The sequence below is a fragment of the Paenibacillus caseinilyticus genome (assembly GCF_027533645.1).
In the GTDB taxonomy this organism is placed as follows: Bacteria; Bacillota; Bacilli; order Paenibacillales; family NBRC-103111; genus Paenibacillus_G; species Paenibacillus_G caseinilyticus.
This window is the reverse complement of sequence record NZ_JAQAGY010000001.1, coordinates 394,046-420,686: the sequence shown is the minus strand read 5'-3', so window position 1 is coordinate 420,686 and position 26,641 is coordinate 394,046. Positions and strand designations below refer to the sequence as shown.

The following is a 26,641-nucleotide window of genomic DNA, read 5'->3' as shown; positions in this document are numbered from 1 at the left end:
GCACACTTACTGATGTATCATACCGAGTCGAGGATGTGTGAGAAGATGAAAAAGGGATTCAGAAAATGGACCTGCAGCTTCCTGCTGTGTTCGATGCTGCCGCTCAGTGCCCAAGCTGCGGATCACCTCCCTGCTGCCGTCTCCAGCCCGGTCCGCACGGTGGACTGGGCCGGGCAGCAGCGTGATTCTGTTCCTAATCCTCCCATCATCACCCGAATGACCCCTTCTCCAGGGGAGGTTATCACGGGAGGCGTGCTGCCTTTCCGCCTTGAGGTGCAGGACGGGGAAGCGGACAAGGTTGTCATCTCCCAGGATGAGCGGGGGGAGGATGTGGTCCACGCGGGTAAGGTAGGCAATTCCATTCAAGAGGACGTCAATGTATCGAGATTCGACGGTCGAATGCTGTATGCATTGGTGTATCTGAAGGACTGGTCGGATAATGACCGCGGCTCTGCCCTGCGCCGCTTCTATGTCGAAGCGAGCAAACGGCTCCATTCCGTGGAGAAGGTAGAAGGCTCGATCCTTGATTTTGACGAGCACCGTATCGTATACCAGGATGCCCTGGGGAACCTTCGGTTGAAGGACCGCCTAACCGGCGAAGACACCCTTGTGCATGATGACGGGGGAGATCTCCCATCCTATGCCGCACATCTCACACCTTCCGGCGTCCTATTCGCTTATCAAACCAAACGAACGGATGTGAACGAGCGGAAGATCGGCGTGTGGACTCCTCAAGGCTTGGTCTCTACAGGTGTCACTTACGAAGATTCCACAGGAGACAGTCTGCTGTCCCTGAGTGATCACTATGCTGTATTCCCTTCCCTTCGCGAGAACACAACGTACCGAATTGACACCCTCACCGGCGCCACGGTTGCCGCGGTGACCTATGGCGTCACTTCGGCCGCAGCCGAGCCCGGGGGGTCCTTCGTGTACGCCGCAGGCTCCGGTACAAACCACGGCATCTACCGTTATCTCTTGGACGGTTCCACCGAGACGCTGGCTGAGGCTGCTGCCCCTTACGGCGAGCCGGTCTCGGATGGGGACACCGTGCTGTTCCGCGAAGGCGGGAGCCGCCTGCTGATGGTCCGGGACGGCATAACCACCGAGGTGAAGGCGCCTGATACAGATGCGGCGTATGTGATGCAAGCAGGCAAGGATTACGGCGTGGCCGGCGGCTGGGCGGCCTACAACAAGGACGCGGACGGCGTACGCCAGATGTTCCTGCGCTCACCGGAAGGGAGCGAGAAGAAGATCACGGGCTCCTACGGCGGTGCCGCAAGGCTGCATGGTCTTCAGCCGAATGGAGCGGCGGCCATCGAACGGGGGAATGACCTGTTCGTCTACCAGCCGGGGGATGCGGCTGCCCTGCGGCTCTCGAACTCGCAGGGCCTCGTCAGGCAGCTGGGGGGGACCTGGTATAAAGGCTGGGAGACAGCCCTTATGCAGGCCTCCTCTGTAGAGATCGACGATGAGAAGCCCGCCTGGGCCGAGGATGCGGTGACCGCAACCGACATCACTGGGAGCAGCGCCGTGCTGCACTGGATCCCGGCCACGGATAATGTCGGGGTCACCCGCTACCATCTCTATTCGGTGGACTTGGACACGGGAGAGATGAGTCTTGTGACCAGCCTTGACTCCAGCCGGCATACCTTCCAGGTCGATGGACTCCAGCCGGACAGATACTACATGTACTTCGTCGAGGCCGAGGATGCGGCCGGCAACCGGACCCCTTCCAACCTGGCGGAGGTACCTACTGCGTCCGGGACGGAGGATGTGGATCCGCCTGCCTGGCCCGAGGGCAGCGGGCTGACCGTTACGGGAATGACCTACGACACCGTCACATTGAAGTGGCCCGAAGCCGCGGACAATGTCGGCGTGACGGCGTACTCCCTCTACCGGGACGGACAGCCGCTGGGCACAGTCCTCCATGGCCAACCGACCACCTATACGGTGGAAGGTTTAGCGCCTGGAACCACGTATACCTTCGAAGTGGCTGCAGAGGATGCGGCGGGCCATTCCTCCGCCAAGCGGCTCGCCCTTACCGTGACCACAACAGCCAGGAGCGTGGCTCCCGCGGTGCAGCTTATCCATAAGTCGGCTTATACCGGTGTCGGCTCGTCCGTCGACCTTCTGGTTCAAGCCGATCGCCTGAAGGAGCTGAACCGGTTCCTGCTCCAGCTGAAGTATGATCCGGCCCGTCTGAAGCTCGTCTATGCCAACCTCTCCTCCAGCTTCGGCAAGGAGAATGTCACCGCCGTGCTGCGCCGGGACATTCCCGCACCGGGCCTGCTGAATTTGCAGGGCCGGCTGCTGGATCCGGGCAAGGGCATCAGCTCCCGGGCCAGCTGCAGATCAAGATTCTCCCTCCTGCATAGCAGAAGCAGGAACTTAAGCTGCGCTGATGAGCAGAGCGGGCTTATCGCTGGAGCGGCTGAGGCGGTCGTTCCGGTGGTGAAGGCCAGGCTAAGTCTATGTACAACCCTCCATTCGAGCATTTTTTACAAAATAGTCACCTAATAATGGAAGGTGAACCTGGATTTGTGTCGAATGGTAGGAAGGACAGTGCTGTATGATTATTACAAATCTGTATCACGGATAAGGACAGGTGGAGAAACCATATGAAAAAGAGAATCATCGGATGGGTATGCGGTATGACACTGCTGATCCCAGTGAGCGCCCAGGCGGCCGTAACAGGTACATATGAGCCCCCCGTGGCTTTCGGAACGAAGAGCATGGCGGTGCTGGACAGTGTCTATGGCTCGCAGTCGGTAAACGAGAGTGTCTATGGCGCGGGAGTGGTGAGCGCGAGCGTGTATGGGCCCGCGGCAGTTCCCCTCATCAAGCCGGTTGCCGAGGTGCCGGGGAAGATTCAGGATGCGGACGCGGAGCGCGTGTTGTACTTGGCGGAGGACAGCACGCTGCAGATCCGCTCGAGATCAACCGGGGCGGATACGCAGATTTTCAAGGATGCGAGCTTCAGCCTTAGCGATATGCGCTTGACACCGAATGGAGCGGTCTTCAGCACACGCAAGTATGAGAACTCGAAGATCATCCTGAACATCTATCTATGGAAGGATGGGGGACTTACTCAGCTGAATGCTCCGGGTACCCAAGGTTACTGGGTAGCTGTCAAAGGTCCTCATGCAATTTATACTTACAATAATGCTGACGGTTCCTATGGCCTTGCCCAATATCTGAATACGGTAACCGGTGCAGCGCATTCGCTCCCTTATGATTCGCCGATCTCGGCAGATATGACACCGGACGGCAAGGCTGTCATCGCTTGGGGGGGCGGGATCGACAAGGTAGATCCATTGACCGGCGAACCGAGCAAGATCATCGGATGGGAGCCAGGGAGGGGAGAGATGCTGGCGGCGTTAAGCGACGGTACGGTGACCCTCTATCAGGAAGAAAGCGGCGGAATCAATAAATTCGACGGCGCTGCAATCACCGAACTCAGCCGGGCTTACACGGACAGCGAGGAGTCCAAAGGCGCAATTACGGAGAAATATCTCGATTACCAGGTGAACAACGGCTGGATTGCCTGGGGCAAGCTGGATGATGAGGGAGACCGGACAGGCCGTGTCCAAGATCCGGCGGGTACGGAATATGTGATTCCCGGCCCTTGGGGGGATCTTGTACATCTGGCTTCCGATGGAGAGGTGTACTACCATAATGAGACCGCGTTATATCACTATACCGTGAACTCCGAGCCGGCAGCGATTGACTCCGATATCTCGGGGGCCCAGTTCTTCTTCCGCGACGGGCAGCTGTATAAAGCAATGGGCGGCAAGCTGTACCAATACGTCGAGCAGGACGGCGTCGATACGGCCGCTCCGGTCTGGAACGAGGGGACGGCGCTCTCCGTGGGCGGGGTCACGTACGACAGTGTCTCCTTCTCGTGGCAGCCGGCCCATGATGAGACGGGCGTAACCGGGTACCGCATCTACCGGGGCAGCGAGCTTATCGATACCTTGGCTGGCGGAACGTACAGCTATACCGCATCCGGGCTCACGCCGGAGACAGCTTACCAGTTCTCGGTAGCCGCCGAGGATGCGGCCGGCAACCTCAGCACGAACAACCCGCAGGCGACGGTGACTACAACGGCTGCGGTGTCTGTCTCCTCCGCCCTGGCGATGCAGCTCAAACCCGGCGTGCTGAACGTGGGCTCGGTAGCGGAAGTGCAGATCCGCGCCGACCAGGCTGCCGACCTGTACGGCTTCCTGCTGAGCCTGAAGTACGATGGCAGCCTGCTGAAGTTGAATGGCGTCTACCTGAACCAGGAGTTCGGCAAGGAAGGCACGGGGGCGGTCCTTGGCAAGGTAATCTCTGCGAACGCCGCGCGGATCTCGGGCGCTCTGCTGGGAGAAGTGCCGGGCAAGAGCGGCAGCACCGGCCTCGTGACGCTGAAGTTCACCGTGCTCAAGCAAGGCAGCGGGGAGATTGTGCTGGAGTCCGGCTCGCGCACGGCGGACAGCCAGGGCAGGACGGCCGCCACAACGGCTCCGGTCGTGCTGAGGGTATCGGTGAACCAAGCCGATTTTGACGGCGACGGCCAGATCGGGCTGAGCGACCTCGTGCTGATCTCGCAGCACCATGGCACGAAGCAGGGCCAGCCGGGCTATGATCCGAGGTTCGACCTGGATCACAACGGGCAGGTGGACGGCAAGGATGTGCAGCAGGTGGCGAACCAGGTATCGTCGGGTGTGAAATAAGCGTGAATCAGGAACGGAACGATCTGCAAGAAGGCTGCCGAGTAACACTTTGGCAGTCTTTTTGTCTTGCAGGGCTCGGCTTGAGAAGCGGAACAGCTCCAATGGTATTGAAACCTAAGTACAGGCATTCCCGTACAACATGGTTAACTGTCCGGTCGTCCGAATAAACAATGGGCAGGAGTGGCAAAGTAGGGAATAACTATACATACTTATTGGAGGAACCGATGGAATCCGCACCCGGAAAGCAAAGCTGGCTCGAGCTCGTCAAGAAAGGAAACAAGTCATCGGCTGTGGCCATGACCGGCAATGCCGTGATTGCAGGCATCAAAGCGGTGGCTGCATCGATGAGCGGCAGCGGCGCCATGTTTGCTTCGGCGATGCACTCCTTGGCGGATGCGATTAACCAAGGATTTGTTTTTGTGGGAAGCGTATTATCCGAGAAGAAGCCTACCCGCCAATTTCCGACCGGCTTTGGCCGCGTCATCCACATCTTCTGCATGATTGCCGTCATCGTGGTGACCGTCATGGCATACGAGACCATCCGCGAGGGTTGGCATCTGATCCAGCACCCCGTGGAAACCAGCGGCGGAATCTGGCTCAACGTTGCCGTATTGTTCATCAATCTGGTGATCGACGGCGCCATTCTCGTCAAAGCGATGAAAGAAATTACCCATGAAGCCCGGGTCGAAGCCCAAGGCTTCGGGGTGGTCTCCGCCGCCTTCCGGCACGTCGGACGGGCGGCACCGCCTACCCGGCTGGTATTTTATGAAGACCTGGTAGCTGTTACCGGCGCACTGCTCGCCATGATGGCCGTGATCGCCGTTTCGCTGACCGCTTTCTATGCGCTGGACGGCGTGGTCACGATTCTCATCGGGTTTCTGATGGTTGGTGTAGCCTTCCGCGTCGGTTATGACAATATGGTGGGGTTGATCGGTGTCGCGGCACCGAAGGAAGTCGAAGATAAGGTGGCCGCCCTCATTTTGTCCGAACGGCTCGTTACGGACATCTACCAGATGCGCATTCTGCAAGAGGGGCGTTATTACCACGTGGAAGGGCTCATTGAACTGAAGCCCGGCCTATCGCTTGCCGATGCGGACGATATCAAGTTCAAAGTACGGGACAAACTGCTGCAGGACCCGGACATCGCGGACGTGACGCTCGGGATTTTGGAAGACAACGGGGTACGGGACTGGGTTCCCGTGTGATCCCCCAAGCAGGAGGAGACGTCCTGCGAGCTCAAGGCCAAAGGGTAGAACAGATGGAGCGCAAAGGGACTGCCGGCCGCAGTCTCTTTGTTTTTTTTGTGGTCAATACAGGAAAATCCCTCTGGATTTGGTTATAACGGCCGTTTTCACTCCGATTCGAAGTTGTCCTATCGGGAGCCTTCTTTTATAATAAACAGGAAGTAAGCCTCGGATAGGACAGAGAGGCGAAGCGTCTTCATTACAAGCGCCCGCAGGGCTTCTACTTGGGAATTGATCTGACATACAACATGAATGGCTCCTGGCTGGTACAGGTGAATGGGAGGTGCAGAGGATGAACGGTATCGAGTCAATGGACCAACAGTTCTTATTCGAGCACGTATATAAAAATGCCCCGATGGGGATCGCTCTGGTGACATTGGACCAGAGGTGGGTGAGCGTGAATCCTGCGGTCTGCCGGATACTTGGTTATACGGCAGAAGAATTGAGGACGCTTACTACAGCCGACGTGGAGCTTGAACCGGATGACGGCCATATCGTACAGGGGATAAGCGACCTGCTGGAAGGCCGCACGTCTTCTTTTCAGGTGGATAAAAAGTATGTACACAAAGAGGGGTATACCGTATGGACTTCTCTGCATGTGTCGGTAATACGAGATGAAAGCAGCGGCAGCCCCCTGTTCTTCATGCAGCAAATGATCGACATTACGCAAAGCAAACTGGCAGAGATCAAGCTGCAGGAGAGCATCGAGCGGTATACCTCATTAAAAAAATATAATCATGATGCCATTATCTCGTTCGGACTCGACGGGAAAATCATTAACGGCAATCTGATGGCGAAGCAGCTGACCGGATTCGCGATCGAAGAGCTCATCGGGACCCGTATCTCCGACTTGATCGGCAATGCGGATCTGACGGAACTCCTGACGGAGTCCATGGATTACAGCGCTGTAGAGCAATCGATCAAATTCCTGCAGCATAAGGACGGTCATGGAATCGAAGTGCTGGCCACGCTGGCGCCCATCATTATACATAACAACAATGTGGGCTTCTATCTGATTGCGAAGGATATGACGGAACAGAAGCGGCTGCTGATCGAGAAGGAGGCTGCGGAGAAGACGAATAAAGCGAAGAGCGAATTCCTCGCGATGATGAGCCATGAGATCCGTACGCCGATGAACGGTGTGATCGGCATGACGGATCTGCTCCTGGAGACAAGCCTGGATGCGGAGCAGAGCGATTACGTTCAGATCATCAAGAACAGCGGCAATACGCTGCTGACCATTATCAATGATATTCTGGACTTCTCCAAGCTCGAGTCCGGCAAGTCCGAATTAATCGAGGAGCCTTGCAACATCCGGGCGATCCTGTCCGAGACGATCAGCCTTATTCTGCCCAAGGCGCTGCAGAAAAATTTGGAGATCTCAACGTCCATTTCTCCTAAAGTCCCTTATATGGTTCTCGGCGATGTTATGAAGCTGAAGCAGGTGCTGATGAACCTGCTAAGCAACGCGATTAAGTACACCCCTAATGGAGCCGTTGCGATCTCGGTGGAACGGGTATCGTCCGCCTCCGAGAAGGTCTGTCTTCAATTCGAGATCCGTGACACGGGGCTCGGCGTACCGCAGGAGAAGGTGGCCCATCTGTTTGAACCGTTCTATCAGGTGGATCATTTTATGACGCGCAATGCTGAAGGCACGGGGCTTGGGCTGTCGATCTGCAGGAAGCTGATCCAGCTTATGGGCGGTGAAATCTGGTATGAACCCTGTACCGACCACCCGGGCTCCGTGTTCGTATTCCAAGCGGGCTTCCGGACTCATCCGGAAACCGTGTCTTATGAGACGGCAAATCCCGAGGGCAGGTCGCACGAGAATATGCTGAAGATTCTGATTGCGGAAGATAATGATGTGAACCGGATTGTCCTGCACAAGATGCTCGAGAAGCTCGGCTATAACGCTACGGTCGTCAGCAACGGAGCGGAAGCCGTGGATGCGGTGATCCGTCATCCGTATGATGTTATTTTCATGGATGTTCAGATGCCTCTCATGAACGGATTGGAGGCCACGAAGGCCATCAAAGACATGATCTCGGTGAAGACGCCTCCCCATATTGTGGCGGTCACGGCGCATGCGATCAAGGGCGACCGCGAGAAGTATCTGGCGGCGGGGATGGATGAATATATCAGCAAACCGATCAGCATGGACTCGGTCTCCGGCATCCTGGATAAGTTCCTGGCTTCCAGGAACCAAGCTTAACGTTACACATGGATACGCACACGGAGGCGGGCACAGTGAAGGTATTGTTATTCGGGGCGACCGGGATGGTCGGCCAAAGCGTACTGAGGGAATGCCTGCTTGACCCCGGCGTATCGGCCGTGCTTGCCGTAGGCCGCAGCGCCGCGGGCACGGTACACCCGAAGCTGCAGGAGCTGGTGCACCCGGATCTCTTCGATCTGACGGCCATCGAGGCGCAGCTGGCAGGCTGGGATGCCTGCCTGTTCTGTCTCGGTGTCTCCTCTGCGGGCATGAGCGAGGAGGGCTACACGTCCGTAACTTACGCGCGATGATCAAGGTAGCGGCAACGGGATACCCGAGCCCTGTCCTCGAGAGCCTGGACATCAACAGCATCACCTAGCGCCGCCGCGGGAACTGCCGCGATCCGGCACCCGCCAAAGTCTGACCCGTCGGGTTGACTCCATTGTACGGCAGACGGCGGCAGAAAGGAGACAAAGCCATGGGAGCTGGGGTCGTACTTGCATTCGTGACGGCAGCTGGAGTAATATTCCTCCGGCGTACAGGGAACGGGAGGAGTCTGCGGTGGGTAGGCTATGCCCTGCTGCTCATGGTGCTCGTTCTTGCCGGATTCATGCTTCTCGTGGGAAGTGGAGAGGAGCATATGGCAGGGCACTAGGGAGAGGAACGCCCCGAGCAGGTCTCCGTCATGCCTTCCTTGTCATATCCTCATGGGACAATTGTCCGTCAGCCGTCTCTTCCAAGAGGCGGTTTTTCTTTTGGGGAAGCCGGGATTTCTCGCGGGGCCAACAGCGAACCGCAGGGGGCGGTGTGGTGTTGACCGTAAGGCAAAAAAGAAGTACATTCATTAATAAATATACAATAAATTAATGTTTTTGTTAATGTTGTAAAATGTCGTAAAACACAGAACAGGTCCGGCTTGAAGGTGCAGCTTCAAGCCCGTTTCTGTAGCGAAGGGGGGATCACCCGTGCACATGGAGGACCGCATCGCAGCCCTGCTCCGGCCCCTGCTGCGTAAGACCATGATCCGCCATGTACTCTTCTCCTACCTGGGCCTCAACCTGCTGCTGCTTTTCCTGCTCGGTGCCGTATCGATCCGGGATTCGTCCGCCACCTTGACGGAGGAGGTCACGAAGGCCAGCTACCGGGTCATGGAGCAGGCGGCGCTCGGGTTCCGGTTCAATCTCGAGGAAGCGAAGCGGACACTGGCCGGGTTCGCGGGTCATCCTTCGGTCGTGCAGATGCTCCGGGCGGGTGACCGGCTCCCGGTGGAAGAGAAGCTTCTGCATGAGCGCAATATCTCCGATCTGGCTTTCGGCGTGTCCTCGTTCCAATCGCTGGTCAGCGATATCCTCATCCTGGGCAGGAACGGGTACGTCAACAACCTCGACGGCCGCAAGTCGCTGCGCTGGGACTATCCATTCGGGGATCAGCCTTGGTTCAAGGCCGCCCTCTCTGCCCCGCAGGGGAGCGGGTTCGTCACGCTTGGACTGCATACGCAGAACTACTACGTCAGCAGCGCGCTGTCGAGAGCCAACACGTCCGTGCTGTCCATTGCGCTTCCGCTGGCCGACGGAGGCAGGGAACCGGTCGGGGCGGTCATCGCGAACCTGGACCTCAAGAAGATCAACGGCCTGTTCGAGCGGAGCTCGTATGGGAACGGCGAACAGATCTTCATGGTCGACGCGAACCGGACGGTGATTGTCCACAAGGACAGCGGGGCAATAGGCCGCACGCTGGACTTCCCGGAGATCGGGCGCATCGAGCAGGGCGAGTCGGGCAGCTTCTTCAGCGAGATCGACGGGAAGGAGCAGCTCGTCATCTACCAGCCGACGGGGGTCGACGGTCTCCGGCTGCTGTCCACGGTCCCGATGTCGGAGATCCGGGGGCAGGCGGATCCCCTGCGGGCGAAGCTGACCGGCATCCTCTACGGATGCCTGCTGCTCAACGCGCTGGTCTCCATCCTCCTCACGGTCCGTCTCTCCCGGCCGTTCAGCCGGCTGCTGCATACGCTCGACAGCCTAGGGGAGGACAGCCTGTATGTCGTGCCCAAGAATTACAAGTACCTCGAACTCAACCTCATCGGGCAGAAGTTCAAGGAGCTTGTCGGACGGATCGAGCAGCTCGTGAAGATGAATTACAGCTCCCAGATCGCGCTTCAGGAAGCCCGGTGGAAGACGCTTCAGTCTCAGATCCAGCCCCATTTCCTGTTCAATACGCTGCAGCTTCTGCAGACGGAGATCGTGTGCGGCAGTGCGGCCGATTCCAACCGGATCATCCTCGCGCTGAGCTCTCTGCTCCGGTATTCTATGCAGCGTTCGCCCGGTACCGTGACGCTGCAGGAGGAGCTGGAGAATGTCCGGGATTACCTGTTCATTCTTGCCAAAAAGTACGATAACCGGATCCGGTTCGTCAGCCATATCGAGGATCCGGCGCTGCTCGAAGGCCGCACGATCAAGCTGATCCTGCAGCCGCTTGTGGAGAATGCGATCCTCCACGGCTTCCGGGAGAATCCGGTAGATGCCGAGATCCACATCCGTGTGGCGGCAGTGAAGAAGGGCATACTCGTCACGATCACGGACAACGGCTGCGGCATGTCTTGGGAGAGAAGGCGCTGGGTAGGACAGCAGCTCAGCGAAGAGGAGATGGAATCCGGGAGCATCGGGATGCGCAATGTGGACCGGCGGATCAAGCTGAGCTGCGGGCCGGAGTACGGCCTGCGGGTGCGGAGCACCTCCGGCGGCGGAACGCGCATTCATGTCCTGCTGCCGGGAGGGGCCGGCCCAGTGCACGAGAAGGGAGAGTGCGTGTCATGAAGCTGCTGATCGCGGACGATCAGATGTCGCTGCACCAGTTTTTGCACAAGATGATCGACTGGGGGGCGCTCGGCATTACCGAAGTACAGAGCGCCTTCGACGGGGAGCAGGCTGCAGGGCTTGCAGCGTCGGCGGAGCCCGACCTGCTCCTGATGGATATCCGGATGCCGGGAGTGAACGGGATCGAGGCGCTGCGCCGCATCCAGTCCCAGGTGCATAAGCCCAAGGCGGTGATCCTGAGCGCATATGACCAGTTCGACTATGCGAGGGAGGCACTGAAGCTCAGCGTATCGCAGTATCTCCTGAAGCCGGTGGATACGCAGCTGTTGGAGGCGGCCCTCCGGGAGCTCATCGCTGAGGTCCGCTCGGAGAGGGGGGCCCTGCTGGAGCGGGAGCTGGTGCAGCTGAGCTGCGCCGCCAGGCTGCCGGAGTGGCGGCTGGATGGAGTGGCCCGGGCCTTCCGGACGCTGGAGATTGCGTGCTTCGCGATCGTGACGGTGATCGGCGAAGCTGAATATGAGAGCGCTTCCCCCAGCGGATACCCTTCTCTGCCGGAGCGGGTCACGGTTGTGCCGCTCCCGTCCGGGCACAGCGATGGGGAGCGGCATTACTTCGTGGGTCTGCCCGCGGAGATGGATGGAGATGAGCAGTGCGCCGGCCTCCGAGCATCGCTGGGAGAGGGGCGCGGTGCATCCGCCGCAGGGATCAGCCGGACTGCCCGGGACGTGAGGGAGCTGGCGCAGCTCCTTGCGGAGAGCCGGGAGGCGGCCCTGCGCGCGCGGGAAGGGAGCAAGGCCTGCGGGGATGGCGCTGCCCCGCGGACGGCGGACAAGCTGCAGGACATCCGCCTGCATATCGAACGGCACTTGGACGGCGACCTGTGTCTGCAGACGGTAGCGGATCTCTACGGCATCGACAAGTTCCAGCTGAGCCGCACGTTCAAGCAGGAGTTCGGTGAGAACTACTGGTCTTATGTGACCCGACTGAGGCTCGGCAAGGCGGCACAGCTCCTCGGGGAGACGGACTGGAAGAACGGGCGGATTGCCGAGGCTACCGGATATGCGGACGAAAGCCATTTTAGCAAGGCGTTCAAGAAGCATTTCGGCGTAGCGCCGAAAGGGTACCGGGCATCGGGGCAGCCGGCACCGTAGCCGCCGCGATGGACAGCTCGGATCGGATTCCCATATAACCCAAAGAAGTCTTGCGCCTCGACAGCTCCTTATCGGTTATGCTGTCTCGTCACAGACTTCTTTGGCGTCAGACAGCCGGCCCTTGGGCCGGCTGCTCATGATCGGCTGGCTACCCTTCGAACACATCCGCTCCCAATTCGCCTGCGACCTCCATCATGATGGGGATCACGGCATCATTGGTGCCGGATACATAAATATCGCCCTGAAAATGCCGGAACGGGATCTTCGTATCGCCGCAGCTCCACATGAAAAAATCCCCCTCAATGGACATGCTGGTAGATCCTGTCACTGTAAACACGGAGGAATAAGAAAAATCAGGTTTCGATGCAAAATACTGAGTGCACTCCTCCAAAGATATCGCTTGTGCCGAGCCGCTATTTTCCTGCAAAGCTCTTGAAATCCGATAAAGCCTGCTCATGAAGATCCTCCCGTTGTGTTTACTCAAGTCTATTACATCTACGCTGTTCTTATCATAACAAGCTGCCGGGGGCGAAGCAAAGGAAGGATATCTACCGGAGATGTTGCAAGTAAGTTAAATATACCGGTACTAATCTATAGTTTGTTAAGTTGTTGTGGATGCGCTTTCATTCTATAATTTTCCTTGAAAGGAGGCGGCAAAAGTACACGGAATAAAAAAATAGGAACAGGCGTGTACTGCAAAAGAAACAACTGGCAAGTACTCGGCAGGTAAATCATGACAAAAAAACATGATGGAGGTATTTTATGTTTAAGTTTAATTCTAAATTGTTGACGACCGTTCTTGCAGCTTCAATGAGTTTTGGCTTGTTCGCAGCACCATCCCATGCGGCGACAGACTATTGGCAGAATTGGACCGATGGCGGTGGTATGGTGAACGCTGTCAACGGATCGGGAGGTAATTATAGCGTTACCTGGAAAGATACAGGGAATTTTGTTGTCGGAAAGGGCTGGACAACCGGATCACCCAATCGGGTAGTAAACTACAATGCGGGCGTCTTCGCGCCGTCCGGCAATGGGTATTTGACTCTCTACGGGTGGACAAGAAACTCACTCATCGAATATTACGTCGTAGATAGCTGGGGTACTTATAGGCCAACTGGCACGCATAAAGGCACCGTGACCAGCGATGGGGGCACCTATGACATCTATACGACGATGCGGTACAACCAACCTTCCATCGACGGCACACAAACGTTCCAACAATTCTGGAGTGTCCGGCAGTCGAAGAGACCGACCGGGAACAACGCCACCATCACTTTTGGCAACCACGTTAACGCATGGAAGAGTAAAGGAATGAACCTGGGGAGCAGTTGGTCTTACCAGGTCTTAGCGACAGAGGGATATCAAAGCAGCGGGAGTTCTAACGTAACAGTGTGGTAACAGGTCAACTTGAGAAAGTCTCTTAAATAAGGATATGGCTTAGAGCTGCCGGTCTCACAGCCGGCGGCCTTCGTTCTATCCGTCAACTATATTTCCGTTCCTTGTAGAGGAGATATATCTATGAGAAAGCGATTCAATGTACTTGTTATAGCTATGATGGTTCTGGTTCCTGTCACCGCCTGTTCGCAAGCCAAGCCCGATAGGAGTATAAAGGCCGCAAAGAATGATAACCTGGTATTCGTCAAAGGCGGAACTTCGATGAACACAAAGTCCAACTACTATGGAAAAACGGAAACCCTACCGGACTTTTATATTGGTAAATATGAGGTAACTCAAAAGGAATGGATCGAGGTAATGGGAAGTAATCCCTCCGCATTCAAAGGCGACCGGCTGCCAGTTGAAATGGTAAGTTGGTATGACGTTGTTGAGTATTGCAATAAAAGGAGTATTAAAGAGGGCTTAAAGCCATATTACAATACAGACAAACATACAAAAGATCCGAATAATAAGGGGGATATTGATACGATAAAATGGACTGTAACGATCCATGCGGGAGCTAATGGATACCGGCTGCCAACTGAAGCGGAGTGGGAATATGCTGCAGGTGGAGGCCAGATGAGCAAAAGTTACACATACAGCGGAAGCAATAATGCAGACGAAGTATCATGGTATTGGAAAAACGCAGGGAATACATATTTATCGGGAGACTGGAGCTGGCCTGCCATTGAGAACAACAAAAACAAGACAAAATCTATCGGTCTCCAGAAACCTAACGAGTTAGGAATTTACGATATGTCTGGTAATGTAAGGGAATGGTGCTGGAACTGGTACGGAGACCTGGATAGTCATAGCGGTAATTGGCGGGTTGTGAAGGGCGGCGGTTGGATGGGCGACGTCAGCAACAGCGAAATATCTTTTCGGGGCAAGTTCGAGGCGAGTGGGTTTGGCCCTGATCAAGGTTTTCGCGTGAGCCGCAGTGAGTAAATCAAGCGTCCGATTAGTCTTTTTTATATTTTTCTTTGAGGATCCCGGAACCCAACCCGGCTCCCACCATTAAGATGAGTGACCCGAAATTCCATATAAACGAGCCGCCGAGAAGAGGAATCTCCAGTGAAGTTGTTTTGTTCAGGAGAAGAACGCCCAGCTTCAGGAGTAACAAAGCAACGCCGGCTAGAAACAATACATCAAATAACAATTTCAACTTGGGATACGCCAGTTTTTTGCTATCTTTAATCACTTTCTTGGTCAACTCCTCGTCACTTCTTAATAATTCATCAATCGTTACGCCAAAGAGGTCGCTTAAGTTAATGATGATTTCAATACTGGGATAGTTCTGGCCATTTTCCCATTTCGAAATAGACTGTCGACTAACAAAAAGCTTGGCGGCTAATTCTTCTTGTGACCAGCCCATCTTTTTTCTCTCCGTATTTAGCTTTTCCGCAAAGAACATTCAGCAGCAACCCTTTCTGAATTGTATATCATCATTATTTGATGATCCCGGCGTAAAAGTAAAGAACGGATCAGTTGCAGCACTCCGCAACCTAGGGTTGCGCCTAATTCCGAGACATCGCCCTAACCATTGAATGGCTCGGGCTCTCTCCCTGTTGAGACGGCAAGGGGGCGCCGCTCAAGCTCTGCCGAACGGGTAACGTTAGCGCAATAAGCAGGGACCAGTTCGCCGCGCGACGGGAAGGTACCCCCTCCTTATCCAAAAGGAAAAAGGGATGCCGTGAGACATCCCTTTTAGCTGCCCAGTACAGATTACATCTGAAGTGGACAAGAGAATCAAGGTGCGAATTCTCTTTTATCTTCCAATGGCTATGGATGAGAGCATATCGAATGGCGGCAGGCATGCTGGACACTCTTCAGGTAATCGATTGAACAGGTCACACTCCTAACATGCAGCTCGGACATAGTCCGAGCTTTTTATATTTTTTCCAACCCCCGCCTTCTTATTCGCATCATGTTGCACGGATTCCAGAATCTGTTGGCATATCTCCGCTCTCCTTTTGCCGAAATAAATACTTATACCCATAACTAAAGGAGAACACCATGAAAAAATACATTAGATTCGGATCATCCATCCGCGGCAAAATTATTACGCTGCTGCTGCTTGTCTCGATGCTGCCCCTGCTGGTAACGAGCATTCTGATGATGTCTATAGCTACAGGTGCATTGGAGTCGGGAACCATTGAGAGCCAGAAGAACCTTGCCAAGTCCAATGCGGATTATATGAACGATTGGATAGCCGAGAAAGTGTCGAAGGTCGAACGGGTGATCGAAGCGAATCCGGGATTTACATCCGGCGATCCGTCACAGATCGTACCCGTATTGAAGACGCTGGTTCCGGCAGATGCCGACGTGGAGAGCTATGCGTATGTAGATGTCAACGGGATTTTTTATGACACGCAGGACGCAAGTGCGGATCTCTCGAAGCTGGATTCGTATCAAAGCATGAAGTCTGCGAAGAAGTCTACGATATCTGATATCCTCATCTCAGCCGCATCCGGAGAACAAGTCATTATCATAAGCGTGCCGGTCTTGAATCCACAGGGAGAAGACAAAGGAATGATACAGACGATCTTGAATCCCTCGGATCTGATCAAGATGGTCGAAAAAATTGAAGTCGGAGGCCATGGCTACGGCTATATGCTTTCTTCCGCCGGCAAGTATCTCATCCACAAAGATGCGGACAAAATCAACAAAGAGCCGAGCGAATTCCTGCCGGCTGATTCCGCTTCCCAGTTCAGCCAGCTTGCAAACGGGACGGATGGAGAATTTAAGTATACGGAGAACGATCAAGAGAGCTATGACGCCGTCTACCATACGATAGACAGCACAGGATGGAAGCTTGTAATCGTAGCTCCGGAGAATGAAATATTCGCCGCTGTGAACCAAGTGCGCAGCCATGTCATTCTCATGATCGTCGCTGCAGGTGTCATGGTTACGCTCATATCCCTGGGGGTCGCGCGTGTTGTTCTTAAGCCCTTATTGAACATCACTACCTTGATGAAAGAGGTTACTGCAGGAAGCTTGACAGGCCGGCTGCCTGTGCGCGGGAAGGATGAGATCGAGAGTCTCAAACTGAATATTAACAGTATGTTGGATTCCTTCTGTACCTTGATTGGCAAAATCTCCGAGACCTCCGGCATTGTTGCTGCTTCATCGGAAGAATTGACTGCGACAGCCCTCCAGACCGCCGCTTCTTCGGACCAGGTATCCCGTTCCGTGGAGCAGCTGGCATCCGGTTCCGAGAAACAGTACAGCAGTGCTGTCTCCAGTACAGCTACCATGGATGAAATGGCGTCCGGCATTGAGCAGATCGTGGAGTCGGCGGCTAGTGTGACGGATTCCGTGAGCAGAGTAGTAAGCGATGTGGAGCGGGGTCACCGGGAAGTTCAATCCGCTATTCAACAGATGAACCTGGTTAGTGTCACGGTCGCGGATACGGCAAAAGCGGTCCATACGCTGGAAGAGCAGTCGATGGCCATTGGGGAGATCATTGACGTCATCCGCGGTATTGCGGAACAGACGAACCTGTTGTCATTGAATGCTTCCATCGAGGCAGCCCGGGCCGGAGAACATGGCAAGGGATTCGCTGTGGTTGCAAGTGAAGTGAAAAAACTGGCCGAGCAGACCCAGACGGAGACGGAGCGGATCACGGTCCTTGTCAACAGCATCGCCGATAAAACCCGTACGGTAGCTGTGTCCGTCGGCGATGGAGTCCGCAAGATGGATGAAGGCGTCGTTCAAGTGACGAAAGTCGGGGACGTGTTCGCTGAGATAACTCACTCCGTACAGACGGTGAACGATCAGATTCATGGCGTATCCACTGCTTCCAAACAGCTTTCGGTCGGTACGGAGGAAGTAGCCGCGGCCATGTCCGACATGCTGCGAATTACCCAAGCGGCCATGGAGCAATTAAAAGGGGTTTCCCAGACTTCCACTGAGCAGAAGTTCTCGATGGATGAGGTAACGGATTCCTCGCAAGCACTCAGCGATATGGCAGCCGAGCTCCTCGAGATGATTAGTGTCTTTAAAATCAAATAATTTAAACGGCGACCGCTTCCTAGCCTGGGGGCGGTCGCTTAGTTATGTCTCCGTACCGTTCAGATCATCAGATCGAAATTTCTATCTCGGTGGAGGCCTAGGTCTGCTGCGTCCTCGCGCCGATCTCTAGGCGCCAGTCGTTGCACCGCATCATGTTCCCGGGCGGGTATTCGAATTCGCACTGACTCTTCAGCGAGAAGTTCAGCTTTCGACATACCGCGTTGGATGCCGGGTTGTTAATCGACGGGTACGCATGAATAGAGCTATGCTTTTGTTCCGTGCCGGCACTGGCGATCGCCTCAGCGACAGCGGCTGTCGCTATGCCTCTGCCCTGGTATGGCGGCAGGACGCTCCATCCAATCTCATAGACATTCTCATCTTGCCACATGCGATCCCAGTACCCGACGCTTCCGGCAGTTTCGCATTCGGGAAGCAAGAGAATGCTGAACATGCGGCCGGTTCCCCGCCCGGCGATTTCAAGATACCGCTTATGACGAACTCGAAGCTGCTCCTCGGTTTCCGGACCTCCAAGGTGGTCCACCATCTCAGGGGCATTCAGAAGTCGCAGTAATTGAAGATCGGCATCGGACCAAGGTGCGATCTTAACATGCGGCGCGTTCATCTGCTTTGCCATGTCTCCCACTCCAATAATTATAGTTCGCGGGACGAGCATTTCGTCATGATCTACCGGCGTATCTAGTGAGCTCGTATCCCTACTATTCAATAATAGCAGAACCTGAGTGTTCCGGGCTGTAATTCATCGGCTCAACGACGCGGTGAATTCAGTTGCTACTGTTCAGGATCCCCAATATAATGAGCTTAAGGAGAGTGATCTTTTGCCAACAATTAGGAAGGAAATATGGATCGATGCTTCGCCTGATCAAGTGTGGGATGCAGTCAGAGACGTAGGTGCAGTCCATTATCGTCTGGTCCCAGGCTATACCGAGAATACGGTGATGAATGGACACGAAAGAACCCTTTTATTCCAGGGCGGCTTTGCTCGCGAGTTTATCGTTTCCATTGATGAAGAGGAGCGTCGAATGGCATACGCGGTAAAAGAAGGGCGGATGCCTCTTCTTCATCACCATGCTACCTTCCAGGTGTTTCCCAATGACAATAACGGTAGCAAGCTGGTTTGGATAACCGATTTCCTTCCCGAACAATTGGCAAAAGAAATTCAAGTGCGTGTAGACCGCGGAGCAGAGGTTATGAAAAAAACAATCGAGGCTGAAGTACAAAAAGACGATCTCAATACAGCCCGTTAATGTGTTAAGGCAGCCGACCAGTAGGGTCGGCTGCCTTGTGTATTTTAAGCATATTGCTGTGTGGTCCCTTATGATATCAACGATTGCTTACATCAAAGGCTTCTTCTAGCGCGGCCGTATCTTCGAAGATTTGAAAAAACTTTATCTTCTCTTGTTCGACTTCGCAAATGATGGCCCAATCACTCTCGAACACTTTCCCCGTTATGTGGACCTTGATGCGGAAATTCCCCCATGCACACGCCGCTTCCTGATTACCGATGAGTTTGTGCAGGACAAACCGCTCTATTTGTTCTGATTCTTCTAATAATTTTAAATATGTTCTAACACCTTCTTTGCCATGGTATGTACCATATAAAGGGATTTTATCAGAGGTTTCTTTTTTAAGGATAACAAAATTCGCTTCATCATGAACCAATTCGATTACTTTATCAATCTGTTTGCTTCCTAGTGCTTGAAAATAACTTGTTAGCACCTGTTGGGCACTTTGCATGTTCTACTAATCTCCTCCCGGAATAGGCGTATGCTTTATACAATCCAATAGTAACATTTTACCATCATTCTGCCTGTTACTTCAATGCAAAGACAACTTGCTTAATTCTTAATAAGGATGACAAGCTTCCCTTTAGTATGGCCTTCTCCCATATGACGAAGCGCCTGAGCCGCGTCGCTTAACGGATACTGACGATCAATAACAGGGAGAACTTGGCCTGACTCGACAAGCTCCTTCCAGACCAGTTGATCCCCGTGGCTTGGTTTATGGACGAGCACCGCCAATTTCTTCCTTTCTAACCGGGCAGACAACGGTGCCGCCAACAACGTCATGAGAATCCGGGGAGTGGGGCCGCCGACCATGACATACGTACCTTCTGGCGCTAGTGCGCGCTTCACCGCAAAAACGGGGCGGTTCCCGACGACATCGAGGATCAAATCGTAGGTATGTCCCCTTCTGGTGAAGTCCTCTTGCGTATAATCCAATACAAAATCCGCCCCTATAGCGCGCAGCATATCCAGTTTCCCGGCGCTATCTACACCGGTCACTTCCGCTCCGTGCAATTTGGCATATTGGATTGCAAACGTCCCAACTCCGCCGCCAGCTCCATTAATAAGAACGCGCTGCCCTTTTTGGAGATCTCCTTTCATACGCATGCCCTGCAAGGCTAGAACGGCCGCTTGAGGGATTGCCGCCGCCTGTGCGAAGCTCAGCCCGGCCGGCTTTGGAGTCAAGGCCTCCTCGCCGGCACATACATACTCCGCGAATCCGCCCCAGCCACAACCGGACAGGTCACCGAACACCTCATCCCCTGGTCGAAATCGTTGGACAGTCAATCCTACCGCGATGACCCGCCCCGCGATGTCCGCGCCAAGAATTCTATGGCGGGGTTGACGAAGCCCGCCAAGGCGGGTTATGAACGGCTTCCCGCGAAGGAGATCCCAATCCCAGGAATTAACCGATGCCGCATGTACCTCAATCAACACTTCATGGTCCCTCGGCGCAGGGATCTCCACCTCTTCGATTCGGAGGACTTCTGGCATTCCGTAGGTATCATAGACCATCGCCATCATCTTGTTCGTGCCCCGTTCGCTGGGGAAGCCAGCAGCCTTCCTCTCTTCCATCATGGCCACTCTCCATTCGATAGGACGCGCTCTATATAGCGAATATTTGAATAATTATAACATTTTTCCACACCCCATTGCTTAATGGATGGAAAATACATAATAATCTGTGCAAGAATTGACATGGCTGCATGCAAGAATTGAAATTCAGGTTTGGCCGATCGTCCTCTATAATCTTACATGAAAGTGCTTACAACAAAATGGACGATGGGGGTATTACCTGTATGAGAAGTACGATGTGGAAGCAAGGGACGGCGCTGCTCGCGCTCTCGGCCATGCTCTCGGCCTGCTCCGGCGGCGGCGGGGGAGGGGAAGCCGGCGGTACGGCGGATGCGGGAAGCCCGGGCGCGAAGAAGGTCAAACTAAGCCTCCTCTCGTGGAACAACGAGCAGGAGATGGCGCCGGTCATTGAGGGGTTCAAGAAGAAGTACCCAAACATCACGTTCGACTTCCAGCACGCGCCCCCGGTCAAAGACTATATCGCCAAGCTGCAGACGATGCTGCTGTCGGGCTCGGCGACGGATATCTTCATCATCGCGGCAGAGAACCGCAACGAGATCATCGACGGCGGTTACGCGGTCGACCTGACCGACCAACCCTTCATGGAGAAGATGCTCGACAGCAACAAGCCGATGCTGAGCAAGAACGGCCGCACCTATGCATTCACACAGACTGGCTGGGCGGGAGGGATCTTCTATAACAAGGAGCTCTTCCAGAAAGCCGGGATCGAGAAGCCGCCCGCCACATGGGACGAGTTCATCGCGGTCTGCCTCAAGCTGAAGAGTGCCGGCATCGTGCCTCTGTACGACAACCTGCAGGACGTGACGATGATCCATGACGGACTGTATGCGAATATGACGCTGGCGAAGGACGCGGATTTTGACAAGAAGATATTCGAGGGCACCAAAACATTCCAGGACGGCTGGCTCGAGCCGTTCAACGTATGGAAGAAGGGGCTGATCGACAACAAGATCATCACCCCGGACATGATCGGGCTGACCGCCGACCAGATCGTCAATGAGTTCGCGATCGGAAGCGTCGCGATGTTCCAGGGCGGGCCGTGGAGCATACCGACGATCGAGCAGGCGAACCCGAACCTGAAGTTCGACATGATGCCGATTCCGGGCGTGAATCCGGGGGACAACTATTATGCCGGGGCGCCGGGCGTAGGCTTCGCGGTCAACAGCAAGACGAAGAATAAGGAGGAGGCTATGGCCTTCGTGGAGTATCTGTCGACCCCGGAGGGACTGCAGCTCTTCGAGAAGGGGACCCGGGGCTTCATCACCGCCAAAGGCTACGAGAGCAAGGTGCATCCGGTGATGGAAGGCGCGTACAAGGATGGCCTGCTCAAGGGCAAGTTCTACCTGCCGATGGTCGCGTGGCCGAGACACCAGGAGGCGCTGCGCAACCAGTTCACCATTGCCATGCAGGACATGGTTGTCGGTAAGATGACGCCGGAGCAGGTGACCAAGTCGCTCGACAGCAAACTCAAAGAGATGGAAAAGAAGTGAGGCGGGCCTCATGAGCAAATTTCTCCGTAATGTGCAGTTCCAAATCTTCCTGCTGCCGATCCTGTTCTTCTATACGGTCTTCACGATCTACCCGCTCCTGAAGTCGCTGCTGCTCAGCTTCACCGACTTCGACGGGTATGTCAAGGAATACAACTTCGTCGGGCTCGCGAACTACATGAAGATCTTCCAGGATGACGCGATCGTCTCCGGGATCTCGTATACGCTCCTCTTCGCCATTGCCAGCACCGTGCTCATCACGGTCGTGGCGATCCCGCTGGCGCTGGTTCTCGACCAGAACTTCGCCACCCGCAACCTGCACCGGGCGATCTTCTTCTTCCCGTCGATTCCGAGCGGACTGCTGCTAGCCTATATCTGGGGCTTCATCCTGGCCCCGATCTCCTCGGGCGTGCTGAATAAGGCGCTGAAGACCTTGTTCGGCCTGGGGCCGCAGCCGTGGCTGTCGGATCCCGTGCTGGCCAAGGTGTCGACGATCGTCGTGTCGGCCTGGGCGGGAGCCGGCTGGCATGCGGTGCTCTACCTGGCGTTCCTGCAGGCGATCCCGAAGGATTACTATGAAGCCGCAGCCATCGACGGGGCGAGCCGCTGGCAGCAAATCCGCAGTATCACGCTGCCGCTGCTGGCGCCGGCCATGACGGTAAGCGTCATGCTGCTGCTGACCGGCGGGCTCAAGGTGTTCGAGATTCCGCTCGCGCTGACCAAGGGCGGGCCGGGCTTCGAGACGCACACCATCACGCAGGTGATCGTGCTGCGCGGCATCACGGAAGTGCAGTACGGGCTCGCCTCGGCGATGTCGATCGTGTTCTTCCTGATCGTACTCGTACTGGCATTCGTACAGGTGAGCTGGATGCAGAAGAGGGAGGAGGGAATCCAATGAGCGGTACACCAAAGCGCCGTTGGCTGCTCGACGTGCTGATGCTGCCCTTCGGGCTGCTCACGTTCTTCCCGTTCTACCTGATCCTCATCAACACGGTGAAGACGCCGACGGAGACGGCCGTCAATCCGCTGAGCCTGCCGAAGAACTGGGATTTCTCGAACTATATCAAGGTGTTCGAAGAGACGCCGCTGCTCCGCAGCTTCGGCAATTCGCTCTTCATTACCGTGGTCTCCGTGCTCCTCATGGTGCTGATCGGGGCTATGGCCGCTTATCCCGTCGTCTATAACCCGAACCGGATGAACAAGATCGTCGTCGTGTATCTGCTCGCCGGATTCTTGATTCCGTTCCAGACGACGCTGATTCCGCTGTTCGAGCTTATGACTGATTTTGGACTGATCAACAAGCTGTGGGGGCTTATCATCCTCTACATGGGCGGGGCGGTGTTCGTATTCTTCCTCGTCTCGGGGTACATGCGGACGCTGCCGAAGGAGCTCTCGGAGGCGGCGATTATCGACGGCTGCTCGGTGTGGGGCGTCTTCTGGCGGATCATCCTGCCCCTGCTGCAGCCGATCACGATGACAAGCATTATCTACCAGACCATGTGGATCTGGAACGACTTCCTGGCGCCGATGCTCTTCCTGAACTCGCAGGACAAGGCGACGCTGGTGCTGCAGGTGTACAAGGCCAAGGGAGAGTTCTCCGTGAACTGGCCGCTGTTCATGACCTTGACCGTGATCGTGCTCGTGCCGATCTTCGTCTTCTTCCTCATGATGCAGAAGCATATTGTCAAAGGCATTGTAGGCGGCGCGATCAAGGGGTAGCGTGAGCCGGATCAGAGGCGGGGTATGCCTGAAGCTTGAAGGATAAAGCGATTCGTGTTCGATAGAGGTGTTCTCCGAAGTGAGGCTCTGCCTGCAGGAAACTGCGGCAGGGTCTTTTTGGCGTTCGCCGGGGAGGCAAACGGTCCAGGTCCATTCTCAGCTAACATTCAGCCGGCTCTCATGAAGGGCTCAGTCCCCTCCGGCATAATCGGTGACAGATCGAAGGAAGCAGTCAAGCCGGGCTCTTGAGTGAAGAAGATCTGGGCTTGACGGCCGATAGACTAACCAATAACGGAGGTATACATATGAAACGGAAAAAAGAAACGAAAACGGTCTTGATGGCAGTGGCGCTGAGCCTGGTGATGAGCGCCTGTGCGAGTGGAGCGATCAGCACGACGGCGGGGAGCGGCAGTACGGCGGCGGACACGACCGCTGCAGCAAGCACAGCCGGCGGGACGGCGGGGAGCGGTAGTACGGCGGCGGACATGACCGCTGCAGCAAGCACAGCCGGCGGGACGACGTCCGCACCGGCGAACGCAGGCCCGGGAGGCGGACCTCCTCCGGACGGGCAAGGCGGTCCTGGCGGCAGACCGGGCGGGCCGGGTGGCGAGTCGGTGGATACGACGACGGGCCGGATCACGGACGTGGCCGCTGCCGTCAAGACGGATACGGTGACGGAGAATACGGCCTGCGGCAGCGCTGCGGAGACGGACGAGAAGGTAGCCTGCCTCGCGGATACCTTCCTGCAGACGCTGACGGAGGAACAGCTGAAGGCGGTGAAGTATGACCTCACGGCCGAGAATGCCGCCGTCTGGTCCAATCTTCCGGCCGGCAATGTGAAGCGCAACGGTCTCATGTTCGGCACGCTCAGCGAAGAGAGCCTGCAGGCCGTGAAAGACCTCGCCGCCGAGGCGCTCAGCGGAACCGGCTATAGCACGCTGCGCTCGCTCATCCTCGCGGACGAGTACATGACGACGGATACGGGCAATACGATGTGGGATGCGGATCTGTACTATATCGTGTTCCTCGGAACCCCTTCGGCGACAGAGCCTTGGGTGCTGCAGATCAGCGGGCACCATTATGCGGCCAATCTCTCGTTCAACGGAACGACGGACAGCGCCACCCCGATGTTCGTGGGCGTGGAACCGCAGACCTTCACGATGGACGGCGTGACGTATGAGCCTCTAGCGGCCCGGCGTGACGCCATGTACAATATGCTGGGCTCCCTCAGTGCCGAGCAGCAGAAGACGGCGGCGATCTCGGGCAAGTTCGACGATGTGCTCGTCGGCCCGGGACAGGATGGCAATTTCCCGGCCAAGGACGAAGGCATCCTGTATCCCGCGCTGGACGCTGTGCAGCAGTCGTTCGTGAAGGCATCCATCGAAGCGTGGGTGAAAGATACGAATGAAGAGATGGCGGAGGAGCTGCTCGCGGCCTACTTGTCTGACGAGGCGCTCAGCCAGACGTATATCGGCTGGTCCGGTTCGACGAGCTCCAAGGATCACGGCTCGTATATCCGCATCAGCGGCCCGAGAGTCTGGATCGAGTTCGTATGCCAGACGGGCGTCGCGTACAAGGACCAGATTCACTTCCATACGATCTGGCGTGACAAGCTGGCGGATTACGGCGGGAGCTTCTCGTCATGAGAACCTGGAGAATGCTGCTGGTCTTGGGTCTGGGCTTCGTGCTGCTGACGGGGATGCCGGCGCTGCCGGCCTCCGCCCATGCCATGCCGAGCTCGATCGTTTATCTCGATTTCCAGGAGGACGGGGTGGAAGCCGAGCTGCAGCTTCCGCTGGACCGCTTGGAGGTTGCCTTCGGGCAGGGGCTTACCGAACATCCGGAGGATGTGCCGGAAGCTTATGGCACCGAGCTGTCCGCTTATGTCGAGAGCCATATCCACCCGCAGACGCCGGAAGGCGAGGCTTGGAGCGTAGAAGTGCGGAGCCTCAGCGTGCAGACGCAGGAGCTGCAGAGCGAGCTTATCGTCAAGGTATGGATGCAGCCGCCCGCCGGCGCATCCGTGGAGAAGTTCACGCTGGGTTACGATGTGATTATACGCGAGCTCTTGACGCATTCCATTATGGTATCGGTACGCAGCGACTGGAACGGAGGCGTATTGTCCGACCATCCGGAACTCCTCGGCACCATCCAGGGCAGCGTCCAATCGCTGGCTGTCGACCGGACCGGCGGCAGCCTCTGGACCGGATTCCGCAGCGTGGTCGCCTTGGGCATCGGGCACATTGCCGAAGGCTTCGACCACCTGCTCTTCCTGCTGGTGCTGCTGCTCCCCGCGCCGCTTGCCGTCCGCAGCGGGCGGTGGGACGGGTTCGCGGGTATCCGCCACAGCGCCGCCGGGCTGTTCAAGGTAGCGACCGCCTTCACAGCCGGGCACTCTCTTACCCTCATCGCCGGGGCGCTCGGCTGGATGCCGCTGCCGAGCCGGACGGTGGAGATCCTGATCGCGGTATCGATTCTCGTCTCGGCCGTGCACGCCTTGCGGCCGCTGTTCCCCGGCCGTGAGGTACTCGTGGCCGGCGGCTTCGGGCTGGTGCATGGCATGGCCTTCGCGTCGCTGATCACAGAGCTTGGGATCAGTCCGTGGCGGATGGCGCTCAGCCTGTTCGGTTTCAACCTGGGCATCGAACTCATGCAGCTGTTCGTCATCGCCATCACCGTGCCATGGCTCATCGTGCTCTGCATCACCCGGGCTTACCACCCGGTGCGCATCGCCGGAGCCTTATTCGCTGCGGTTGCCGCTACGGGTTGGCTGGCAGAGCGGACGCTTGGAGAGCCGAACGGCGTGGCTTCGCTGGCTGACGCCGCAGGAGGGCAGGCGTACTGGCTGGTCGGTCTGCTCGCTTGCACGGCGCTGGGCTCGGTGCTGTATTCTTGGCTTAAGAGAGCGGAGCTGCTGAAGCGGGGCGTATCCGGCTAACGGCTGTTCGAGTA

General features: G+C 56.1%; 22 protein-coding genes. 17 read left to right on the top strand and 5 right to left on the bottom strand.

The window, feature by feature from the left end; genetic code table 11:
* Positions 1-45: 45 nt before the first annotated feature.
* The 8 genes from O9H32_RS01915 to O9H32_RS01880 all read left to right on the top strand — a co-directional run bounded on the left by O9H32_RS01915 (position 46) and on the right by O9H32_RS01880 (position 12,135).
* Complete coding sequence (locus O9H32_RS01915; protein ID WP_269864033.1) at positions 46-2,517, top strand: fibronectin type III domain-containing protein; 2,472 nt, start codon at positions 46-48, stop codon at positions 2,515-2,517.
* 101 nt (positions 2,518-2,618) lie between these two features.
* Positions 2,619-4,715: a fibronectin type III domain-containing protein gene (locus tag O9H32_RS01910; RefSeq protein ID WP_269864032.1), complete on the top strand. Its 2,097-nt coding sequence runs from the start codon at positions 2,619-2,621 to the stop codon at positions 4,713-4,715.
* A gap of 224 nt (positions 4,716-4,939) precedes the next feature.
* On the top strand, positions 4,940-5,920 hold the full coding sequence (locus tag O9H32_RS01905) for a cation diffusion facilitator family transporter (RefSeq protein WP_269864031.1): 981 nt from the start codon (positions 4,940-4,942) through the stop codon (positions 5,918-5,920).
* Positions 5,921-6,251: 331 nt separating this feature from the next.
* A complete protein-coding gene (locus tag O9H32_RS01900) occupies positions 6,252-8,171 on the top strand; it encodes a PAS domain S-box protein (protein ID WP_269864030.1) in 1,920 nt (639 codons plus the stop codon).
* A gap of 35 nt (positions 8,172-8,206) precedes the next feature.
* A complete protein-coding gene (locus O9H32_RS01895) occupies positions 8,207-8,482 on the top strand; it encodes an NAD(P)-dependent oxidoreductase (RefSeq protein WP_269864029.1) in 276 nt (91 codons plus the stop codon).
* Positions 8,483-8,649: 167 nt separating this feature from the next.
* Positions 8,650-8,826: a hypothetical protein gene (locus tag O9H32_RS01890; protein WP_269864028.1), complete on the top strand. Its 177-nt coding sequence runs from the start codon at positions 8,650-8,652 to the stop codon at positions 8,824-8,826.
* 316 nt (positions 8,827-9,142) lie between these two features.
* Positions 9,143-10,984 (top strand): cache domain-containing sensor histidine kinase, encoded by a 1,842-nt coding sequence (locus tag O9H32_RS01885; protein WP_269864310.1) that lies wholly within the window; start codon positions 9,143-9,145, stop codon positions 10,982-10,984.
* A complete protein-coding gene (locus O9H32_RS01880; protein WP_269864027.1) occupies positions 10,981-12,135 on the top strand; it encodes a response regulator transcription factor in 1,155 nt (384 codons plus the stop codon). The genes O9H32_RS01885 and O9H32_RS01880 overlap by 4 nt, the downstream gene beginning before the upstream one ends.
* Before the next feature lie 148 nt (positions 12,136-12,283).
* On the opposite strand, the gene O9H32_RS01875 is transcribed toward O9H32_RS01880, so the two are convergent.
* Entirely contained in the window at positions 12,284-12,592 is a 309-nt protein-coding gene (locus tag O9H32_RS01875; RefSeq protein ID WP_269864026.1) for a hypothetical protein, read from the bottom strand.
* A gap of 305 nt (positions 12,593-12,897) precedes the next feature.
* On the opposite strand from O9H32_RS01875, the gene O9H32_RS01870 reads away from it, so the two are divergent.
* Together O9H32_RS01870 and O9H32_RS01865 are read left to right on the top strand one after the other, a co-directional pair.
* Entirely contained in the window at positions 12,898-13,533 is a 636-nt protein-coding gene (locus O9H32_RS01870; RefSeq protein ID WP_269864025.1) for a glycoside hydrolase family 11 protein, read from the top strand.
* Positions 13,534-13,653: 120 nt separating this feature from the next.
* Positions 13,654-14,517: a formylglycine-generating enzyme family protein gene (locus tag O9H32_RS01865; RefSeq protein ID WP_269864024.1), complete on the top strand. Its 864-nt coding sequence runs from the start codon at positions 13,654-13,656 to the stop codon at positions 14,515-14,517.
* A gap of 13 nt (positions 14,518-14,530) precedes the next feature.
* On the opposite strand, the gene O9H32_RS01860 is transcribed toward O9H32_RS01865, so the two are convergent.
* The gene (locus tag O9H32_RS01860; protein WP_269864023.1) at positions 14,531-14,983 is read right to left on the bottom strand and encodes a helix-turn-helix domain-containing protein; all 453 of its coding nucleotides are present in this window, start codon (positions 14,981-14,983) and stop codon (positions 14,531-14,533) included.
* A gap of 602 nt (positions 14,984-15,585) precedes the next feature.
* On the opposite strand from O9H32_RS01860, the gene O9H32_RS01855 reads away from it, so the two are divergent.
* Positions 15,586-17,583 carry a methyl-accepting chemotaxis protein gene (locus O9H32_RS01855; RefSeq protein ID WP_269864022.1) on the top strand — a complete coding sequence of 666 codons (1,998 nt, stop codon included), beginning with the start codon at positions 15,586-15,588 and terminating at the stop codon, positions 17,581-17,583.
* 97 nt (positions 17,584-17,680) lie between these two features.
* On the opposite strand, the gene O9H32_RS01850 is transcribed toward O9H32_RS01855, so the two are convergent.
* Positions 17,681-18,217 (bottom strand): GNAT family N-acetyltransferase, encoded by a 537-nt coding sequence (locus O9H32_RS01850; RefSeq protein WP_269864021.1) that lies wholly within the window; start codon positions 18,215-18,217, stop codon positions 17,681-17,683.
* 202 nt (positions 18,218-18,419) lie between these two features.
* Between O9H32_RS01850 and O9H32_RS01845 the strand changes: the two genes are divergently transcribed.
* Positions 18,420-18,848, top strand: a complete 429-nt coding sequence (locus O9H32_RS01845) for an SRPBCC family protein (protein ID WP_269864020.1) — start codon at positions 18,420-18,422, stop codon at positions 18,846-18,848.
* Between the two features lie 76 nt (positions 18,849-18,924).
* On the opposite strand, the gene O9H32_RS01840 is transcribed toward O9H32_RS01845, so the two are convergent.
* Together O9H32_RS01840 and O9H32_RS01835 are read right to left on the bottom strand one after the other, a co-directional pair.
* Positions 18,925-19,338: a nuclear transport factor 2 family protein gene (locus O9H32_RS01840; protein ID WP_269864019.1), complete on the bottom strand. Its 414-nt coding sequence runs from the start codon at positions 19,336-19,338 to the stop codon at positions 18,925-18,927.
* Positions 19,339-19,439: 101 nt separating this feature from the next.
* Positions 19,440-20,465: an NAD(P)-dependent alcohol dehydrogenase gene (locus tag O9H32_RS01835; protein WP_319946915.1), complete on the bottom strand. Its 1,026-nt coding sequence runs from the start codon at positions 20,463-20,465 to the stop codon at positions 19,440-19,442.
* Between the two features lie 221 nt (positions 20,466-20,686).
* Here O9H32_RS01835 and O9H32_RS01830 point away from each other — a divergent pair, with 221 nt between their 5' ends.
* The 5 genes from O9H32_RS01830 to O9H32_RS01810 all read left to right on the top strand — a co-directional run bounded on the left by O9H32_RS01830 (position 20,687) and on the right by O9H32_RS01810 (position 26,627).
* Entirely contained in the window at positions 20,687-21,973 is a 1,287-nt protein-coding gene (locus tag O9H32_RS01830; protein ID WP_269864018.1) for an ABC transporter substrate-binding protein, read from the top strand.
* Positions 21,974-21,983: 10 nt separating this feature from the next.
* Positions 21,984-22,868, top strand: a complete 885-nt coding sequence (locus O9H32_RS01825; RefSeq protein WP_269864017.1) for a carbohydrate ABC transporter permease — start codon at positions 21,984-21,986, stop codon at positions 22,866-22,868.
* Complete coding sequence (locus O9H32_RS01820) at positions 22,865-23,689, top strand: carbohydrate ABC transporter permease (protein ID WP_269864016.1); 825 nt, start codon at positions 22,865-22,867, stop codon at positions 23,687-23,689. The genes O9H32_RS01825 and O9H32_RS01820 overlap by 4 nt, the downstream gene beginning before the upstream one ends.
* 305 nt (positions 23,690-23,994) lie before the next feature.
* Positions 23,995-25,335 carry a DUF3500 domain-containing protein gene (locus O9H32_RS01815; protein ID WP_269864015.1) on the top strand — a complete coding sequence of 447 codons (1,341 nt, stop codon included), beginning with the start codon at positions 23,995-23,997 and terminating at the stop codon, positions 25,333-25,335.
* Positions 25,332-26,627, top strand: a complete 1,296-nt coding sequence (locus tag O9H32_RS01810) for a HupE/UreJ family protein (RefSeq protein WP_269864014.1) — start codon at positions 25,332-25,334, stop codon at positions 26,625-26,627. Before O9H32_RS01815 ends, O9H32_RS01810 begins: the two co-directional genes overlap by 4 nt.
* Positions 26,628-26,641: the final 14 nt, after the last annotated feature.

What these genes read in the sequence shown, in the direction of transcription:
- O9H32_RS01840 (WP_269864019.1), bottom strand. Translation starts at nt 19,338, where the DNA reads ATGCAAAGTGCCCAACAGGTGCTAACAAGTTATTTTCAAGCACTAGGA.
- O9H32_RS01855 (WP_269864022.1), top strand. Translation starts at nt 15,586, where the DNA reads ATGAAAAAATACATTAGATTCGGATCATCCATCCGCGGCAAAATTATT.
- O9H32_RS01905 (WP_269864031.1), top strand. Translation starts at nt 4,940, where the DNA reads ATGGAATCCGCACCCGGAAAGCAAAGCTGGCTCGAGCTCGTCAAGAAA.
- O9H32_RS01820 (WP_269864016.1), top strand. Translation starts at nt 22,865, where the DNA reads ATGAGCGGTACACCAAAGCGCCGTTGGCTGCTCGACGTGCTGATGCTG.
- O9H32_RS01915 (WP_269864033.1), top strand. Translation starts at nt 46, where the DNA reads ATGAAAAAGGGATTCAGAAAATGGACCTGCAGCTTCCTGCTGTGTTCG.
- O9H32_RS01885 (WP_269864310.1), top strand. Translation starts at nt 9,143, where the DNA reads ATGGAGGACCGCATCGCAGCCCTGCTCCGGCCCCTGCTGCGTAAGACC.
- O9H32_RS01815 (WP_269864015.1), top strand. Translation starts at nt 23,995, where the DNA reads ATGAAACGGAAAAAAGAAACGAAAACGGTCTTGATGGCAGTGGCGCTG.
- O9H32_RS01825 (WP_269864017.1), top strand. Translation starts at nt 21,984, where the DNA reads ATGAGCAAATTTCTCCGTAATGTGCAGTTCCAAATCTTCCTGCTGCCG.
- O9H32_RS01880 (WP_269864027.1), top strand. Translation starts at nt 10,981, where the DNA reads ATGAAGCTGCTGATCGCGGACGATCAGATGTCGCTGCACCAGTTTTTG.
- O9H32_RS01810 (WP_269864014.1), top strand. Translation starts at nt 25,332, where the DNA reads ATGAGAACCTGGAGAATGCTGCTGGTCTTGGGTCTGGGCTTCGTGCTG.
- O9H32_RS01865 (WP_269864024.1), top strand. Translation starts at nt 13,654, where the DNA reads ATGAGAAAGCGATTCAATGTACTTGTTATAGCTATGATGGTTCTGGTT.
- O9H32_RS01850 (WP_269864021.1), bottom strand. Translation starts at nt 18,217, where the DNA reads ATGGCAAAGCAGATGAACGCGCCGCATGTTAAGATCGCACCTTGGTCC.
- O9H32_RS01870 (WP_269864025.1), top strand. Translation starts at nt 12,898, where the DNA reads ATGTTTAAGTTTAATTCTAAATTGTTGACGACCGTTCTTGCAGCTTCA.
- O9H32_RS01835 (WP_319946915.1), bottom strand. Translation starts at nt 20,465, where the DNA reads ATGATGGAAGAGAGGAAGGCTGCTGGCTTCCCCAGCGAACGGGGCACG.
- O9H32_RS01875 (WP_269864026.1), bottom strand. Translation starts at nt 12,592, where the DNA reads ATGAGCAGGCTTTATCGGATTTCAAGAGCTTTGCAGGAAAATAGCGGC.
- O9H32_RS01900 (WP_269864030.1), top strand. Translation starts at nt 6,252, where the DNA reads ATGAACGGTATCGAGTCAATGGACCAACAGTTCTTATTCGAGCACGTA.
- O9H32_RS01910 (WP_269864032.1), top strand. Translation starts at nt 2,619, where the DNA reads ATGAAAAAGAGAATCATCGGATGGGTATGCGGTATGACACTGCTGATC.
- O9H32_RS01830 (WP_269864018.1), top strand. Translation starts at nt 20,687, where the DNA reads ATGAGAAGTACGATGTGGAAGCAAGGGACGGCGCTGCTCGCGCTCTCG.
- O9H32_RS01890 (WP_269864028.1), top strand. Translation starts at nt 8,650, where the DNA reads ATGGGAGCTGGGGTCGTACTTGCATTCGTGACGGCAGCTGGAGTAATA.
- O9H32_RS01860 (WP_269864023.1), bottom strand. Translation starts at nt 14,983, where the DNA reads ATGTTCTTTGCGGAAAAGCTAAATACGGAGAGAAAAAAGATGGGCTGG.